Source organism: Paenibacillus sp. S25 (genome assembly GCF_019454085.1).
In the GTDB taxonomy this organism is placed as follows: Bacteria; Bacillota; Bacilli; order Paenibacillales; family Paenibacillaceae; genus Paenibacillus; species Paenibacillus polymyxa_B.
Genome location: NZ_CP073683.1, coordinates 2,396,323 through 2,412,518 on the forward strand (window position 1 = coordinate 2,396,323; position 16,196 = coordinate 2,412,518).

Here is a 16,196-nt window from a genome sequence, read left to right on the forward strand (position 1 = left end):
GCATGAAAATAAATGAGATTATCCAAGAAGCAGATTTGTTGGTCCCTAATGCAGTTGACGTAGCAGATAAGTTGATCTGGCTAAATGCAATCAATCAGGACTTTTTTAACGTGGTGAAGATCCCTGTTTTTGACTCATTTACATCGGTCTTGGATCAAAGCCAGTATACTTTATCTGCTAGCGTGCGCTTTAAAAATATAGATTTTGTTATGTGCGGCGTGGTTAAGTACCTCGAGTTATCAGCAGACGCTCCTAATCCGCTCCAGAATACGTTTAGATTCGATGATGGGACGAAAGTATTAACCCTATCGCCGCCGCCGTATACACTAGGCTTAGGCGGTTTGGTGAGGTACAGTAGGATTGGCACCACAACCTATGTAAGCAGCAACTTAACCATAGAGCCGGATGCGCCACTGGAATACCACTGGACGTATATCCCGGCTCTTGCTGCGTATATCGCGCATAGCCAGGATGATGCAGTCAAAGCTTCCAACTACGAAAACCAATATAAGGCGGCTTGGAACGTGGCAGCCCAGAACTATCAAAAGGCGGCGGTGTGATGGCTATCCAATATCAACAGTCTAATTACCAGCCACTACCCGGTATACAACAAGCAATTACAGTCCGAGAGTGGAAAGGGTTGAGTAGTTTCGACCCTCTCTCCATCGCTGATAACCTTTTTACCAGCATCAGCAACTTTGTATTGGACGAATACCCGGTTATAGCAACCAGGCGCGGTTACAGCGTACTTGGCAGTGCGATAAGTACAGCGGTGCTCGGGCTGGGAGTCTGGAAGAACCAGCAGCTACATGCGGTATTTGGAGACGGTACATGGCGAGTATTTAACAATAATACTTGGCAGACGCTGGCATCTGGGCTGGATACCTCAGCTCGTTGGAGTTTCACCAACTTCCAAGGTAACTGGTCAGACATTCACTTAGTTGGCGCCAACGGTGTAGATGCTATTAAGCACTATGACGGTACTACGGTATCTGATTTAACTGGAGCACCAGCCAAAGGCAACTATATTACCACCTACCAAAACAGGCTGTGGTGTGCTGTTGGTAAGGAAATAAAGTCATGTGCCTTGGACCAGCCAGAGAAATGGGAATTGTACAACGGTGATGACGAGGACAGTTATGGAAAAGAGATGGAGTCCATGGCAGGGGAAACGGTTAATATGCTGTCCGGTAGCTTAACCAAGCTTACGATCGGCATGCCTAACAGCCTACATGAGATGTACGGCGGTGTTCCATCGGACTTTACCACTAAGATGGTGGCTGACCGTATCGGTGTGCGTAATAATCAAAGCGTAATCACGCAGGACGGGGTTATATACTTCGCCAACTTAAATGGTGTCTATCAATATACCGGTGGTATCTTGCCTGATAAATCGTTTAGCGAGGTTGTTAAGGGCTTTATAAACGGTGTCTCAAGCACAAGCTGCGCCGGGACAGATGGTAAAACCTTGTTCTTTTCCACTCACCAAAACGACATACTAAATTATGATCCACGCATACAAGCTTGGACGATGTTCAATGATATCGACCCGTTATGCTTTGCAGAGATGGGCGGCAACCTTTATGTAGGTGATAGTAAGGGTAGAGTGTTACAGCTATTTGGAGCCGCTAAGGATGGCACACAGGACGTTAAATGGTCGCTTGTAACCAAGCCGTTTAACAATAGCTCAATCGCTCAAAAGCTGCGTATGTACAAGCTATGGGCTGTGGTAGATTTACTCTCTACTAGCAACCTTAAGATATATTTGTCAGCATCTATAAGCGGTAATGATTGGGTACAGGTTGGTGAGATTTCACCAACTGCTGACCTTATTAAGCACAGAGTAATCATACCTACCGCCAAAATGGCGAATGAAAATTATATACGCATCAAATTTGAAGGTACAGGCTACTTTAAGTTGCACGAACTTACCCGGCAACAACGCGAATTGCCGCTTTATTAGGAGGTATATTTCATGGGAATGTTTCACGCTCCACAGGTAGTTGCGCAAACTACGCATGACCAATTGTTGGATTTGTTTGCGAGAGTCGTTAAAGAATTAGAGTTTATTGTCAACGGCGCAATCGACTCCAAGAACGTCCGCGAAATCGGTGGATACAACGTCAATAAAACCGAGCTACAATCTAAAGATGGAGCCGTAGGCTTATCCAGCGCACGAACGGATGAAGATGATCTGCGTATATGGGCGGGTGATCCAGACCGAGCCAAGGCAGCGTTTAAGGTGTTTGAGAGTGGCTTAGTTACGTTGACTAAGTTTCTTTTGAGTAGTACGGATGGTGCTTTCCCTAAGATTGAAATGGGGTCAGAAGGCAATATATTAGCTGCTTTTTCTAGCGCTGATCATTACATTGCTATTGATCCTAACTATGCTGGTACTCCTGCTTTGAAATGGATATTTAATGGTACTTCAAGAGGAGGTATAAACGACGTAACTGGCTTGATAGAGTTATTTGGAGTTGGGGGTTTATTATTAAGGGTTATTGGTGGGGATTTAGATATAACAGCTGACAAAGTCAAATTCGAAAACTGGAATAGACTCTATAACAGGAGTACTAGCAGGACATTACAACAAGATTTATCAGAAATTTTTGATAGACTTGAAGCATTAGAAGGTTCATAATCCAGCAATGATGTGTTATATTGGTGAAAAATGGATCGAAGGAGACACATCATGAAGAAAATTGTCGCAGGTTTTTTAGCTGGTGCGCTATTTACAATAGGAGCAACGTCGTTTGCGGATGAAATTGAAAGTTTGGTTGGAAAAAAAGTTCAGAGCGAAACGTCCGTTTCAGTTAATGGAAAAGAACTTGATAAGGCAATAGTAGTAGAAGGAAAGAGTTATGCTCCTGTTCGTTCTATTGGTGAAGCGGCTGGATATACAGTTACAGTAGAAGGTAAAAATGTAGTGTTGAAAGATGGCGCTAAAAAGGATGGTGCTGCTAAATTGAACACCGCAGAGGTAAAAGAAAAATATAGATTAGAAAAAATAGAAAGCTATAAAACTGCATTAGTTGAAAACAATAAGAAAGTTCAAGAATTAAAGGATTTTATTGCTGATAAAAAAGACAAAGCAGATAAAGCTACAACTGATAAGGAAAAGGCCGATTATTCGGAAATCATAAGTAGATATGAGCAGCAACTTGCTGATTATGAAAATACCGTTAAGGATATTGAAGCCAACTTAGCAAAGCTTCAAACAGTTGAAGAACCACAACAATAAAATATTGAGCAAAAGGATTCTCATACGAGGGTCCTTTTTTTATTGCACAAGAACGGAGGTATGCAATGGCAACCACCAATAAAAACAACTTCGGTGTGCGTCAAGCTCTGAATAACAAAGGTGTTAAAAACAATCAAATAGGCTACAACAATGGCTACGTAACGGTGAACGGTAAAAACTTCCTTAAGCCGGGTTCCATCTCTAATGGTTCGTCAATGTCCACGCAGCAGAACTTCAATAACGCATGGCAGGGCATGACGCCTACCAAGCCTGTAGCTGTTCCAACTGTAGCTAAGGCATCGCCTATGGTGCAGGCTGCAAATAATGTACGAAACAACACAACTACATCGACGTTTACACCGCCTACGCCGCGCTTAGAGCAGACACTTAACTCTTTGTCAGGGTTAGCTAATACACAGGCTTCTAAGCTGCCAGAGTTTAAATATGATCCAGACTCTGACCCAGCTTATCAGGCTGCTTTGCGAGAGGCACAGGCGAATTTGGGTACGGCTCAACGCAACACCAACGCTGGACTTCGGGCAACCGGGCAAGGTCGATCCTCATATAGTGAAACCTTAGCCAATCAACTCGCTAATCGCAGCATGGAAAGCATTGCGAATACAACTTTGCCACAGATGATGCAGCAGGCATACGGACGGTTTATCGACAAGGCTAACTACGACCAGAGCGCGGCACAACAACAAGCGCAGCAGCTTGCTAACCTCTATGGATTACAGTATCAGCAGGACGTTACTAAACCAATGTCTGAGGCACAGTTAACAGGTAACTACATGCCAGCAGAGGCGAGACAGGCTATAAACGATATCCTCACATTTAAGCAACAAGCAGAGACTAAAGGTACTACTGCTCAACAACGTGCCGATTTAAGTGTACAAGCTGATAACAGACGTAAGGTACTGGAATCTCTCGGCATTAACTCTGCTGCTTATGGTGCGAATGTGAATGCTAACAATGCATCACAGAATGCAAGCACTGGGTTTAGAACGCTACAAGGTCAACAACAGGACCTACAACGTAAAGAATCTAACCTGAACGCGGCTAATGTAGTCAGTCAAATGACCGGACGTGCTGTAACGCCACAGGACGACTGGCAAGGGCTACAAAGACAAGCGGCTAATCCCAATACGCCGCTAACACTACAGGCACAACAGCAACAAATTACTAATAGTCTGGCAGCTAGACAACAACAATTCAATGAAGGCCAGCAAGGATGGGAAAACCAATTTAATCAAGCTAAATTTGATGAAGATGTTCGGCAGTTTGGTATGAATTATGCTATTGACCAACAACGGGCGGCAATTCAGCAAGATGGAAACACGATTGATTGGCTTAAATACGGCGATAGCCTAAACGGCACTACAGATAAATATAGTGGAGCTACAATTAATCAAGTCATTGATGGAATACGTCAACAATATACTGATCCGACCACTAAAAAGATACCTACTGACGAGAAGACGCAAGAAATGATATATCAACAAGTAGTAGCTATGAATTTACCGGATGGGCAAGATGATCAAGCGATGTTGATGTCGGGTCTAACGAATGACACCATCAAAAATTTTGATAAGAAATATGGAATAACATCGGGAAACTGACTAGCCCCGGTGGCTCCGGGGCGTACAAAAACTATTACAAAGCAACTAAGGATGCAAAAGCGAATCCGCGTAATTACTCTGTTGCTAGTTCTTCTGTTGCGTCTGCACTACAACAAAAAGGGCTACCGCAAAGTTGGCTCCAGCCTACGCTTGAACTGGTTGCTCGGGAGTCTAGTTTCAATCCAAATGCTAAAAATCCGAAGTCCACAGCCCGTGGGCTTTTTCAGTTTTTGGATGGGACCCGTAAATCCTATGGCGGCAATAGCGTGAATTGGAACGACCCAACTCAACAAGCATTAGCAGGAGTTCAATATATTAAAGATAGATACGGCACACCTGAAAAGGCTCTTGCATTTTGGGATAAAAATAAATGGTATTGAGGTGGAGTAGATGGCATCGCGATATGAACAGTTTGTAGAGCAGCAACGGGAGCGAGCGCAGCAAATAAAAACGGATGCTCTTAATGGAACGCTTCAACGACAACAGCCACAACAAAGGATGAATAGACGTACAGCAGCATTTAATTCTAATGTAACTGCAAATCCGAAGCTTACAGATACAAGCGCCTTATCTGCGTTGCCTGATGCTCTTAAAATCGGACCAGGGTTTATAGAAGGTAGCACATTTGCGCGTGCTGCTGCTGGTAATCCAAAAGCCAAAAGTACGTACAAGGCGGCTACGGGTTTGGATATCCAGCCGCCCCAAGGTCCTCCTAACCCTACAGAGTACCAATTACGTATGGCTGAGATTAATGAAACATTGCGCAAACACCCTTCATTTGAACCGATACGACCTTTTTCAGAAGGCGTGACTAAGTTAATGTCGGATACAGACACGGGTAATTTTACGAATCGTATGTTTAGCACGGGCGGCGGCATGGTAATTGGAGATCGACCATACTACAACGTTACAACAGGCAATGCAACAGCGGATAAAGTAGCAGACTATGCAGGTAATATAGGTGGGATATTAGCAATGGGGATTAACCCTGCTGCTCCCGGTGTTAAGGGACAGAACTTGTTCACAGGTCCATTGGAAGCTGCAGAAGGTGCACTTGCTACGCGTGCGGGTCAGGCGGTTACAGGAGCGTTAAGTAAACAAGCCTCTCGATTGCCAGGAGTAAGCGCAGCAACTGCAAATAGTTACGCGCGGGGTGCCTTGAGTGGGGCGGCTGCTGGCGCAATCAACAGCACTGCAATTGGGATCAACCAAGACCAAACAACAGGGAGAGAGATGCTGCACAATGCAACATTAGGAGCTGCCCTCGGTGGAGGTGGCGACGTCATTTTAAGAGGGTTTGGGTCTGGCTTACGCGAAGGCTTGAACAGGTTGAAAGGCAGAGAACAAGTGATGCCACAAGCAGATGAAATGCTTGCTTTACCTCTTGGACGAACTGACCAGCGCATGGCACAGGCAGGACAGCGTTCTAGTTTAGCGCGTGGTGACGATGCTATTGTAAACCCTACAGACTGGGCACCAGAACCATTGGGGCTTCCGGCTGGTCGCAATTCTACATTTGTTGGTGAGTCACCATTACCTACGCAACGTGTGGGAGCGCGTCCAGGTGCAAGTCGTGAACCTGTACAACGGGTGAGTGAATCGTCTATTAATCGTCAGCGAACCTTTAGCATGAACGATCCTGCTGTGCCTGAATTTATGCGTGCGAGACAGGCTAGACAACAGGCTCGAATTGACGATAACGTTACTGTTCCAGAATCCGCACCTAATCAAAATATACCGATCAGTGAAGCACCGCCTATGAAGTCCAATTGGTTTACAAATCTTTTCGGTAATCAAGGAGTCGGAATATCTGCCGGGACGAGAAATGCCAGAAGGAATTTAGCTACAACAGAAGGGCAGATCGTTGATAATCCTTTGCGCACAGATGTGGAAGGTATAAAGGCTCAAGGCAAGTCTATGCTACGTACATCCTACAATAATCAGGTTGATTTAATGCGTCCGCTTAAGCATATAGATCGGGAAGCATATGAAGCAGCTCAGGACGTAAGACGTGCTAACAACTTGGCTAATACAACGGTACAGGATAAGTTTGTGGATATAGAAGGAAATGTGCTTGGTCAGAGCCTTAAAGAAATAGGGAATAAAGTAGCTCGTGGTCAGGGACCAGCTTTTGAAGACTATCTTATCTTGCGCAGAGCAGCTACTCGTATGGCTCGTGGTGAAAATGTATATGATCCTAAATTGGGAATGACTTTAGAAAAAGTGAACGCACGCAAGTCCATGCTTGAACAACGTTATCCAGAGTTCAAAGGGATTGCTAGTGAATGGGATGATTACTATCGCAAATTACGAAGACTTGACCCGGATTTAGTGAACGAAAGCCAGATAGCCGCTATGGAAAAAGCGGAGCCTTACTATGCGAGTATGAGAAGGCAGTTTTCTAAAGCCGAAAAATACTCTCAGCCATTCGCAATGAAAACACGAGGATTCAGTGGTCAGAAAGCGCCTATTAAAGACCTTAGTCCAAATGGTTCGGTTCGAAAGATTGTTAGTCCGTTTAGATCGGCAATTGAACAAACAGGCAGCTGGTACAACGCTTCTTTGCGTAATCGCGTAATGAAGTCAGTTTATCATCGGATTGAAGCTGATCCAAAAAGCTTGAAAGGCATCATTGAGATTGTTCCAGAAAACGCAGAGATGCGTGCCAAATCACTCGAGGAAATTAATAGTGTTTTAAAGACTGATGGAGTAGAAGGTTTGATGGAGAAACTTGATGCTGAATTAGTGCCGATGTTCCGTAAATCTGCGCAGAAAGGCGAGCGTACCGACAATATAGTTACAGTTATGATTAATGGAAATCCTGTAAAGATGCGTGTGGAGAATCCGGAAGTATTCAAAGCTTTGGTTGGGATGGGACCAGAGGAAAGTAACTTCGTGTTGGACCTGTTGGGCAAGTTGACGAATGCTACTAAATATGGGGCTACTGGTGCTGGTGCTCCGTTATTTGCTGCTAAGAGTGCCAGCGTAGATGTTATTCAGTCCTTAATACAATCCAAAAATCCAGTTAGGCATTTACCTGATTTATTCCATGCAGTTATATCTTCTATAGCAGACACACTGCCAAAAGGTACGCCTGGTGTAGAAAGAATCAGAGCATTAGCTCAAGATTTTAGAAGAACTGGCGGTGAATATTCTGCCGTACTTTTGGGTGATAAAGCCTTGAACCGTTCGGTGTCAGGCATTCTACGTGAACCTTTTGCATCGCCTAGAGGCATTGGACGTGGGATAAGGGCTACTGCATCAGCTCCATTCAAAGTTCTACACAAGATTTCTGATATATCTGAGAACGTTAACCGTATCGCAGCTTACAAAAATGGATTGCGTCAGAATGGTAATGTAAGAACTCCTGAAGCTATCCGCGGTGCGATGCGAGATTCTCAAGAGATTACGGTAAACTTTAGCCGAAAAGGGGCGAAATCTCCGGGACTTGAAAAAGTTTTCCCTTACCACAATGCTGCTGTACAAAGTATAAGAAAATTTACAAAACAGTGGAAAGATAACCCTGTAAAAACGGCATTCGCAGTTGGTAGCCTTATCATTGGGCCTAAGCTTTATGAATATTCACAATTTAGTGATGATCCTGACTATCAGATTATTCCTACTCGTGACAAGTACCGTAATTTCATTGCACATAAAAATGAAGATGGCACATTTGTTAAAATTCCAATGCCTCCAGAGTATAATGCCATTGGAGCAGTTTTGGTTGATATGTTAACTGAAATTAAAGATGGAAACCCAGTAGATTGGGGGAAATCAGCAGATGCTATAGCTGGTGCTTACACGCCTCCATTCTTAAGTGGAGCTTTACAGGGCTTTACGCAAGGTGGCGGCATCAAAAAGTCATTGTGGGGTACACTCAACGCTACGTCATTAGCAGCACCAATTGCCGTAGCATCCAATCAAAGCTTTACAGGTGCTCCTATTGAACCACAGGATCTAGCGGCGAACTCACCTGTAAATCGCTATGATGAACGTACATCTAGTGTGGCTATCGATATATCTAAAAAGCTAGATAAAATTAATATGGGGTTGTCACCTAAAAATGTGGATTATCTTTTGAGAGCATATGGAGGCGATGCGGCTAGATTGCTTTTGCCATTAACTAGCGAACAAGGAGCAGGTAATGCGCGTAATACACTGCTTAAAAACTTTATAGCCGATCCACAGTTTAGCAACACTCTGACATCAGACTTTTACGATGCCAAAGAAAAAATTACTCAGGCCTACACGGACTACCAAGATGGTAAGGCAGATTTGCCAAACTGGTACAGTGAAGAACTGTATAAGTTTGTCACATCAAAGTCCATTGGCTCAATAACTAAGAGAATTTCCGAATTGAATGGTCAAAAACGTGAATTAGGGAAGGACAAATCTCTATCCGCTGAACAACGAGCAGATCAACAAAGAGAAATTCAAATGGAGATTAACAAAATCTACATTGATATAAACCAGCGTATGGAAGAAGCAGGAGTACCATTATAATAGTTTCATAATAGTGCATTGTGGTAATGATTACTAACTACACACCTTATTAAGGACCCCAGGTTATCTGGCGGTCCTTTTCTTTATGGGGGAAACGACATGGAATACATTGAACTGGATGATGAAAGCCTTGAATGCGCGGTTTCGCCTGAATTTCTGAATTTAGTATTATGGCTACTCGGCCCGACAGAGAGAGACAAGTTTTTATACCCGGTGGTGGCTGAGAGTGTGGATGATAGAAACACTTTACGAGATAATTTATTACATTATAAAGAACTTAAATAACTGGAAGTGGGAAGTATTTTTGCTCTATCTGGTTTACCTACTCGGGAAACGATCCGGGATGAAGATGGTAAAGAGATGGATGCAAGAACGCTTCCCTCTTGTATTTGCAGATAAAAACGAGGAATGGCAGGCATGGGTAACGGATCAAATAGAATCGTTAGGTGGGCGAAAATGGGAGTTGCATGGACCTCATGGTGCTATGACACGATTAGGGAAAGCGGATCGGAAGAGCTTAATTATGTTATCGACATTATTACGCAGGGATACCGACCAGGAACAATCATCAAGGAGGGAACAAATCATGGCGAAAAAGACGATCGTAATTGATGCAGGACACGGAGCTAAGGACCCGGGAGCACTCGGGCCTGCTGGCAAAAAGGAAAAGGACTTTAACCTTACGATGGCGATTAAGGTAGAAACCTTTTTAAAGGACAATCCGGAACTAAAGGTGATCCTCACACGCGGTACAGACGTATTTCTGGAGCTTAAAGAGCGCGTATCTATCGCAAATAAAGCAGGTGCAGATGCTTTTGTATCCATCCACGCCAACAGCAGCAGCAACCCAGAGGCAACAGGCACAGAGACGTACTATATGCGTCCTACCAGCAAGAATCTTGCCAACACCATACACAAATATATGGTAGCAGCTACAGGGCTTAGAGACCGCGGTGTGGCTTATGGAAACTTTCAGGTAATACGCTCTACCACAATGGATGCAGTCCTGGTTGAAGTCGGATTTATTAGCAACGCGGTAGAAGAAGCAACGCTGTTTGACAACGACTTTCAAAACAATGTTGCTCTAGCCATTGCCAAAGGGCTATGCGCTCATATAGGTGTACCATTTACGGGTCCCGATATGAAGCCTACACCAGTGCCAGTTGAACCTAAACCAACGGAGACAGCGCCGTATCCGGCAATGGAGGTCATTGTAGGTAGCCAGGAGTTCACGGGGTACAGCATAAAGAATGTAACCTTTGTGCCATCCAGACCAATCGGTGAAATGCTAGGCGGTAAGATCGGATATACAGGCGGTAAGGTAACTATCAATGGTGATGCAGTAGAGACAGTAAACATCAATGGTATTGGTCATGTGCCAGCTCGTGCGCTAACCACAGCACTTGGTGCGCGGATCTTTTGGGACAAGACAAATCCTAAGCGTGTAGACATTTTCCCTAAACTATAAAATAAGAGGAGTGACATATAATGAAGGAACAATTAATAGAAGCAGCTCAACCGTATGTATTAACCATCGTAACAGCGCTGATCGGTCTATTGGCTACGATTGCTACAAGTGCTCTTAAAAAGGCACAGAAGAAGGCTGAACAATACTATATGGCTAACACGTCAGTAAAGGACCGGGAATTATTGCATAAGGTTGGTGTTGAGGCTGTTGCCTATGCTGAATCTGTGTTCAAGGGATATGAGGGAGATAAGAAGCTACAGGAAGCCATCGACTATGTCATTGGTAGACTGAGGGTGATGGGTATCAATGTAACTGAACAGGAGATACTGGCCGTAATCGAAAAGGCTGTACAAGATTACAATGCAAATGCGAAAAAGTCTGCTTGAGCCCTTCGGGGCTCTTTTTTTGTTTATCCACAGAAAAATGAATACCATTTTGTATTAGATGGAGTTTTATCATGGAGCCAATCATTAAGAACGTAGAAGTAAAGTAGAAATTAGTTGTTTTAGCAGGTAGGCAGTTAATTTGAAAATATGATGTGGGAGTAAACCCAATAGCAAGTAAGCTCATTAAGATCAGGGCTTACTTGCTATTTGGCGTATTATGAAGACCGATCATAATTGTATTTATAACGTGGCACATGTCCCAAAAATATTTAAGCTGTTGTAGGTTTATGCAGCAAACCCTGTTCTGATGGATGCAATGAAATCCTTGTCTGTTGGTAAACCGGGAATGGTTCTTCCGTACTGTATGATCTGCTTTTTAACGATGCATCCAGTGCCCGCAGCAAGGAACCTATGAATTGCTCTGGAGAAAAGAAAATGCTTTTCCCGACCATATGAATGTGAAGCTCGTTATGGTCACAGTTGCTTACAGACAGCAATATACCTTGACCCTGAAAACCCGTACCGATTGCGCGTATTTTGTTTATACCCGAGAGTAGCATTTCCGTTTTCACCGCACGCCCCTGTTCCTCTACAAATACAGAAATCAGGCGTTTGTCTGTAACGATAACTATTTGGTTACCCCGAAACGTATGGCTCAGGTGTAGAAAATCTTTATATACCCCAATAGTCTGCTCATGCGGAGAAACAATCCCCATCCGTACAAACTCCTCCAGCTCAGTGACATCGGGTTCCTGATGATTTTTAATTCGTTTTTTGATACTGAACTGAATAGTCAGGATGCCCAAGATAGCTATGAGAAAAGCGCTAAGTCGGACGTTAAATATAAAGAACATCAGGACAATAAGGCCGCCTACTAACCACTGTCCCCAAGTTAGATAGCGCAGCTTTTGTTGTACCGTACGGCGATAATAACCGTAGCCCTTTCCCGGTTGATACTCTTTAGTAAACTTTGACATACCACGCATCATAGTTAATCCATAGACAGATAAAATTGTCATCGCGAGCGCCAAGAGCGTCATAAGCCATTCCTGAGCTGCAACGCCAACTAAAATACACAGACCAAACATGATGAGCCCCGCCCAGCAGGCAACCTTTTTAATTCGAACCTGTTTCTGAATCGAACGAACCAATTCTTCCATTCTTAATCCTCCTGATCTAGGTAAATAGGTAATGATTGGAATCACATATAGTCTTATCGTACCATCTGATAGTCTTCTTCGTAAATTAATAGATGTAAAAATCCAAAGGCTGGAAGAAAATTTTCGCGTATAGTCAGATCCCCACCTGAACTTTAGATACCAAAATCAAAAAATCCAGTACTACTCATTCGAAGCAGAAGCCTCTAAAATAATAAATGTAAGTGCTTACATTAAAAAGAAGGGAGGTCTTCGTATGAGTACAGGATGGAAGAATCCGCAGTCACAGCCGCCGGTTCGATCGGGTAGAGGGGCATCACTAGCGCGCAAATGGGTTCAACAAAGACATTTGCAGACTATGGCGCTGCTTGGGGTGGTTTGGATGATTATTTTCCATTACATTCCGATGTACGGCATTTTGATTGCTTTCAAACATTTTGACATCATTGGTACCTTATCAAGCGCACCTTGGGCGGGGTTAGAGCATTTTCGGGCCTTTTTGGAGGATGATAACTTTTGGTACATTGTCAAAAATACACTGGGCATTAGCCTGCTCAAGCTGGCGATCGGGTTCCCGTTGCCCATTGTATTTGCTCTGTTCCTGAATGAAATACGATCTACTCGGTTCAAAAAATCTATTCAGACCATTTCATACCTTCCTCACTTTTTATCTTGGGTCATTCTTGGTGGGATCTTAACGACGTGGCTGGCAGATACCGGGATGATTAATCAACTGTTGCTAGCCTGGGGTTGGATTGACCAGCCGATCAGTTATTTGGCAGAGCCGAGCTATTTTTGGGCTATCGCCGTTAGCTCGGATATCTGGAAGGAGCTTGGATGGTCAGCTATTATCTATTTGGCAGCAATGGCGGGGGTATCTACGGACATGTACGAAGCGGCCACCATTGACGGGGCCGGACGGTTTCAGAAAATGTGGTACGTCACACTTCCCGCTATCAAGGGGACAATATCTATTTTGTTTATTTTGGCGGTTAGCGGCATATTGAACTCCAACTTTGATCAAATTCTCGTCCTGCGTAACTCGCTGAATGAAAGTGCAAGTAATGTAGTTGATATTTATGTATATCAGGTGGGCATTCAGCAGGGCCGTTTTTCGTATTCTACCGCGGTGGGTTTGCTGAAATCGGTTCTTGCTCTCATTTTGCTGCTAATTGCCAATTCGGTGACCAAACGGGTAAATAATACATCCCTATTTTGAAGGAGGACGGCTGCATGCAGCTATTGCAACGCAGAACAGCAGGCGAAGCGATATTCGATTTCATGAACAACGTCTTCATGCTGATCATTTGTTTTGTCACGTTGTATCCCGTGTGGTATGTGCTGGTGAACTCCTTTAACGAAGGAGCAGACGCTATGCGGGGCGGCATTTACTGGTGGCCAAGAGTATTCAGTCTGGGCAGCTATCAGGCCGTATTTGCTAACAATGGTATTATGACTGCGATGGGAGTGACTATTGCCAAGACGCTTATCGGCACGATTGTTCATGTGTTTTTTACCGCTATGATTGCATATGCATATTCCCGTGGGGAGTTGATCGGGCGCAAGCTGTATATGCTGATTGGCACCATTACCCTGTTTTTCGGTGGGGGATTGATTCCGACGTATTTGCTGATTCGTGATCTCGGACTGCTGGACAGCTTTTGGGTGTACATCATTCCTGCAATGTTCAGCTTTTTTGACCTTATTATTTTTATGGCTTTTTTCCGAGAATTGCCGGATGCACTGGAAGAGGCGGCGAAAATAGACGGTGCGAACGATTTCGGTATCTTTTGCCGGATCGTGCTTCCTGTATCCATGCCCGTTGTAGCGACGATTGCGTTGTTTCATGGGGTATACCAGTGGAACGATTATTTTACTGGAATGATCTATATTAATAATACGGATCTTCAGCCGATTCAAACATATTTGTACCGGGTTGTTGCCCAATCCAGCTCTAATCAGATGATGGCTGCTGCACCGGGGGGCGTTGCCCAGTCCGTGACTTCGCAATCGATCAAGCTGGCGACAATGGTCGTGACGACACTGCCCATTGTACTGGTATATCCTTTTCTGCAAAAGTATTTCGTCAAGGGTCTGATGATCGGCTCGATTAAAGGATAGCACATCATCCAAGGGGGAGATTTATGATGAACATTTGCAAATGGCAGAAGGGGCTGTTGGCTTCTGTTCTGCTGGTGGGTTTGCTCGCGGCATGTACGTCCGGCGGAGGCAGTACTGTCACGGAATTACAAGACGAGAAGACCAAAGCTACCGCAGATGCACCGGGATGGAAGGCGGATATGGAGCCGATTACGTTTGACTGGTATTTGAACTTTTCCTGGTTCCCGAACAAGTGGGGAACGGATATGACCTCGAAGTATGTTACGCAAAAGACCGGGGTCAGCGTCAATTTTATCGTACCCGCAGGAAATGAAAATGAAAAGCTCAACACCATGCTGGCCTCCGGCAAGCTGCCTGATTTTGTCACGCTTGATTGGGGAGAGGACGCGGTCAAAAAAATGATTGAGGGCAAGATGGTGCTTCCGCTCAACAAGCTGGCCGAGAAATACGATCCGTATTTGATTAAAATAGCTGATCCGGCGAAAATGTCCTGGTATCGCCAAACGGACGGGAATGTATATGGGTATCCTAATGCTTCTTCTTCGCCACAGGATTATCAAAAATACGGCCAAAATTTTGTTTCCAACCAGACGTTTATGGTTCGGAAGGACATGTACGAGGCGATCGGCAAGCCGGATATGAGAACACCGGAAGGATTTTTGAAAGCGCTTCAAAAAGTGAAAGAGAAATTTCCAGAGGTGAACGGTCAGCCTCTTATCCCGATGGGATTCCACGAATTTACGGATAACGGAAATTATTCTTTTGAAGACTATTTACTTAATTTCCTAGCCATTCCTCATGAAAAGGACGGCAAGCTGGTCGATCGTCGTTCGGACGAAGAATATATTCGCTGGCTCAAAACATTCCGTCAAGCAAATGAGCAGGGCCTGATCGCCAAGGACGTATTTATCGACAAACGTCCGCAAATGGAGGAAAAGGTGGCACAGGGCCGATATTTTGCCATGTTATATCAGCGCTCCGACTTTGCCACACAACAGGTAATGTTATATGCGAAGGACCCGAACTCCGTCTATATCGCGGTGGATGGACCTTCGAACAGTAAGCTGGACCCGCCGACGCTGGCCGGGCCGGGTATTTCCGGCTGGACGGTGACGCTTATTTCGAAGGATGTCAAGGACAAGGAGCGGGCTATTGAATTTCTGACTTATCTGATTAGCGAGGAAGGAAATCGCGACCTATATCTGGGGGAGCAGGGCAAGCTGTGGGACATGGCTAACGGTAAGCCAGCCTTCAAGCCGGAGGTGCAGGAGCTGCTGAACAAGGATCGTTCTGCTTTTGATAAAAAATATGGCGCCTCCTTCACCTTCTGGATGCTGATGGATACGAATATGAATTTGCAGTGGGCGCCGCCAAGCGTCGAGCCGTATAAGCAGCCAGAGGATTGGACGAAAGGCAAGACGAAAGGCTTCTCCCAATATGACAACATCAAACCGACCGGAACTTCGGCAGAGGGCATTGCGTCAGGCCAGATAGATAAAATTTGGGGCAAGACATTGCCGAAGTTGCTGCTGGCTTCCTCAGATGAGGAATTCGACCAGCTGTTTGCTCGCTTTTTGGAAGACCGCAGAAAAGCAGGATACGACAAAGTTATGGCCTATCAGCAAAAAGCCTATGAGGAAAACCTTAAGAAAATTGAACAGTTCACCAAATGATTTAATTCGATGACTTAATCTATTGAAC

At 44.5% G+C, this 16,196-nt stretch carries 15 protein-coding genes; 14 read left to right on the plus strand and 1 reads right to left on the minus strand.

Annotation, left to right across the window (positions count from 1 at the left end; translation table 11 throughout):
- Positions 1–2 precede the first annotated feature (2 nt).
- From KAI37_RS10780 to KAI37_RS10825, 11 genes are all read left to right on the plus strand, one after another.
- The gene (locus KAI37_RS10780) at positions 3–560 is read left to right on the plus strand and encodes a phage adaptor protein (protein ID WP_220031231.1); all 558 of its coding nucleotides are present in this window, start codon (positions 3–5) and stop codon (positions 558–560) included.
- Positions 560–1,963 carry a hypothetical protein gene (locus KAI37_RS10785; protein WP_258383065.1) on the plus strand — a complete coding sequence of 468 codons (1,404 nt, stop codon included), beginning with the start codon at positions 560–562 and terminating at the stop codon, positions 1,961–1,963. Before KAI37_RS10780 ends, KAI37_RS10785 begins: the two co-directional genes overlap by 1 nt.
- A gap of 12 nt (positions 1,964–1,975) precedes the next feature.
- On the plus strand, positions 1,976–2,641 hold the full coding sequence (locus KAI37_RS10790) for a hypothetical protein (RefSeq protein ID WP_220031232.1): 666 nt from the start codon (positions 1,976–1,978) through the stop codon (positions 2,639–2,641).
- Between the two features lie 51 nt (positions 2,642–2,692).
- Positions 2,693–3,241 (plus strand): hypothetical protein, encoded by a 549-nt coding sequence (locus KAI37_RS10795; protein WP_220031233.1) that lies wholly within the window; start codon positions 2,693–2,695, stop codon positions 3,239–3,241.
- A 65-nt stretch (positions 3,242–3,306) separates the two neighbouring features.
- Complete coding sequence (locus KAI37_RS10800) at positions 3,307–4,860, plus strand: hypothetical protein (protein ID WP_220031234.1); 1,554 nt, start codon at positions 3,307–3,309, stop codon at positions 4,858–4,860.
- 155 nt (positions 4,861–5,015) lie between these two features.
- The gene (locus tag KAI37_RS26335; protein ID WP_258383088.1) at positions 5,016–5,240 is read left to right on the plus strand and encodes a lytic transglycosylase domain-containing protein; all 225 of its coding nucleotides are present in this window, start codon (positions 5,016–5,018) and stop codon (positions 5,238–5,240) included.
- A gap of 10 nt (positions 5,241–5,250) precedes the next feature.
- Positions 5,251–9,363, plus strand: coding sequence for an LPD38 domain-containing protein (locus KAI37_RS10810; RefSeq protein WP_220031235.1), 4,113 nt, complete (start codon positions 5,251–5,253; stop codon positions 9,361–9,363).
- 99 nt (positions 9,364–9,462) lie between these two features.
- Positions 9,463–9,648: a hypothetical protein gene (locus KAI37_RS10815; protein ID WP_220031236.1), complete on the plus strand. Its 186-nt coding sequence runs from the start codon at positions 9,463–9,465 to the stop codon at positions 9,646–9,648.
- Between the two features lie 171 nt (positions 9,649–9,819).
- The gene (locus KAI37_RS26340; RefSeq protein WP_258383066.1) at positions 9,820–9,975 is read left to right on the plus strand and encodes a hypothetical protein; all 156 of its coding nucleotides are present in this window, start codon (positions 9,820–9,822) and stop codon (positions 9,973–9,975) included.
- Positions 9,950–10,831, plus strand: a complete 882-nt coding sequence (locus tag KAI37_RS10820; protein ID WP_258383067.1) for an N-acetylmuramoyl-L-alanine amidase — start codon at positions 9,950–9,952, stop codon at positions 10,829–10,831. The genes KAI37_RS26340 and KAI37_RS10820 overlap by 26 nt, the downstream gene beginning before the upstream one ends.
- 20 nt (positions 10,832–10,851) lie before the next feature.
- Positions 10,852–11,217 carry a phage holin, LLH family gene (locus KAI37_RS10825; RefSeq protein WP_220031238.1) on the plus strand — a complete coding sequence of 122 codons (366 nt, stop codon included), beginning with the start codon at positions 10,852–10,854 and terminating at the stop codon, positions 11,215–11,217.
- A 269-nt stretch (positions 11,218–11,486) separates the two neighbouring features.
- Here the strand turns inward: KAI37_RS10825 and KAI37_RS10830 are convergent, their stop codons facing one another.
- Positions 11,487–12,377, minus strand: coding sequence for a hypothetical protein (locus KAI37_RS10830; protein ID WP_220031239.1), 891 nt, complete (start codon positions 12,375–12,377; stop codon positions 11,487–11,489).
- A gap of 253 nt (positions 12,378–12,630) precedes the next feature.
- Here KAI37_RS10830 and KAI37_RS10835 point away from each other — a divergent pair, with 253 nt between their 5' ends.
- From KAI37_RS10835 to KAI37_RS10845, 3 genes are read left to right on the plus strand one after another with little or no spacing between them, the layout of a single operon-like run.
- Positions 12,631–13,593, plus strand: a complete 963-nt coding sequence (locus KAI37_RS10835; protein ID WP_220031240.1) for an ABC transporter permease — start codon at positions 12,631–12,633, stop codon at positions 13,591–13,593.
- 14 nt (positions 13,594–13,607) lie between these two features.
- Positions 13,608–14,495 carry a carbohydrate ABC transporter permease gene (locus tag KAI37_RS10840; protein WP_220031241.1) on the plus strand — a complete coding sequence of 296 codons (888 nt, stop codon included), beginning with the start codon at positions 13,608–13,610 and terminating at the stop codon, positions 14,493–14,495.
- 26 nt (positions 14,496–14,521) lie between these two features.
- The gene (locus KAI37_RS10845) at positions 14,522–16,168 is read left to right on the plus strand and encodes a type 2 periplasmic-binding domain-containing protein (RefSeq protein ID WP_220031464.1); all 1,647 of its coding nucleotides are present in this window, start codon (positions 14,522–14,524) and stop codon (positions 16,166–16,168) included.
- Positions 16,169–16,196 lie beyond the last annotated feature (28 nt).

What these genes read in the sequence shown, in the direction of transcription:
- KAI37_RS10820 (WP_258383067.1), top strand. Translation starts at nt 9,950, where the DNA reads ATGGCGAAAAAGACGATCGTAATTGATGCAGGACACGGAGCTAAGGAC.
- KAI37_RS10815 (WP_220031236.1), top strand. Translation starts at nt 9,463, where the DNA reads ATGGAATACATTGAACTGGATGATGAAAGCCTTGAATGCGCGGTTTCG.
- KAI37_RS10835 (WP_220031240.1), top strand. Translation starts at nt 12,631, where the DNA reads ATGAGTACAGGATGGAAGAATCCGCAGTCACAGCCGCCGGTTCGATCG.
- KAI37_RS10800 (WP_220031234.1), top strand. Translation starts at nt 3,307, where the DNA reads ATGGCAACCACCAATAAAAACAACTTCGGTGTGCGTCAAGCTCTGAAT.
- KAI37_RS10785 (WP_258383065.1), top strand. Translation starts at nt 560, where the DNA reads ATGGCTATCCAATATCAACAGTCTAATTACCAGCCACTACCCGGTATA.
- KAI37_RS10825 (WP_220031238.1), top strand. Translation starts at nt 10,852, where the DNA reads ATGAAGGAACAATTAATAGAAGCAGCTCAACCGTATGTATTAACCATC.
- KAI37_RS10830 (WP_220031239.1), bottom strand. Translation starts at nt 12,377, where the DNA reads ATGGAAGAATTGGTTCGTTCGATTCAGAAACAGGTTCGAATTAAAAAG.
- KAI37_RS10780 (WP_220031231.1), top strand. Translation starts at nt 3, where the DNA reads ATGAAAATAAATGAGATTATCCAAGAAGCAGATTTGTTGGTCCCTAAT.
- KAI37_RS10795 (WP_220031233.1), top strand. Translation starts at nt 2,693, where the DNA reads ATGAAGAAAATTGTCGCAGGTTTTTTAGCTGGTGCGCTATTTACAATA.
- KAI37_RS10845 (WP_220031464.1), top strand. Translation starts at nt 14,522, where the DNA reads ATGAACATTTGCAAATGGCAGAAGGGGCTGTTGGCTTCTGTTCTGCTG.
- KAI37_RS26340 (WP_258383066.1), top strand. Translation starts at nt 9,820, where the DNA reads ATGGGAGTTGCATGGACCTCATGGTGCTATGACACGATTAGGGAAAGC.
- KAI37_RS10790 (WP_220031232.1), top strand. Translation starts at nt 1,976, where the DNA reads ATGGGAATGTTTCACGCTCCACAGGTAGTTGCGCAAACTACGCATGAC.
- KAI37_RS10840 (WP_220031241.1), top strand. Translation starts at nt 13,608, where the DNA reads ATGCAGCTATTGCAACGCAGAACAGCAGGCGAAGCGATATTCGATTTC.
- KAI37_RS10810 (WP_220031235.1), top strand. Translation starts at nt 5,251, where the DNA reads ATGGCATCGCGATATGAACAGTTTGTAGAGCAGCAACGGGAGCGAGCG.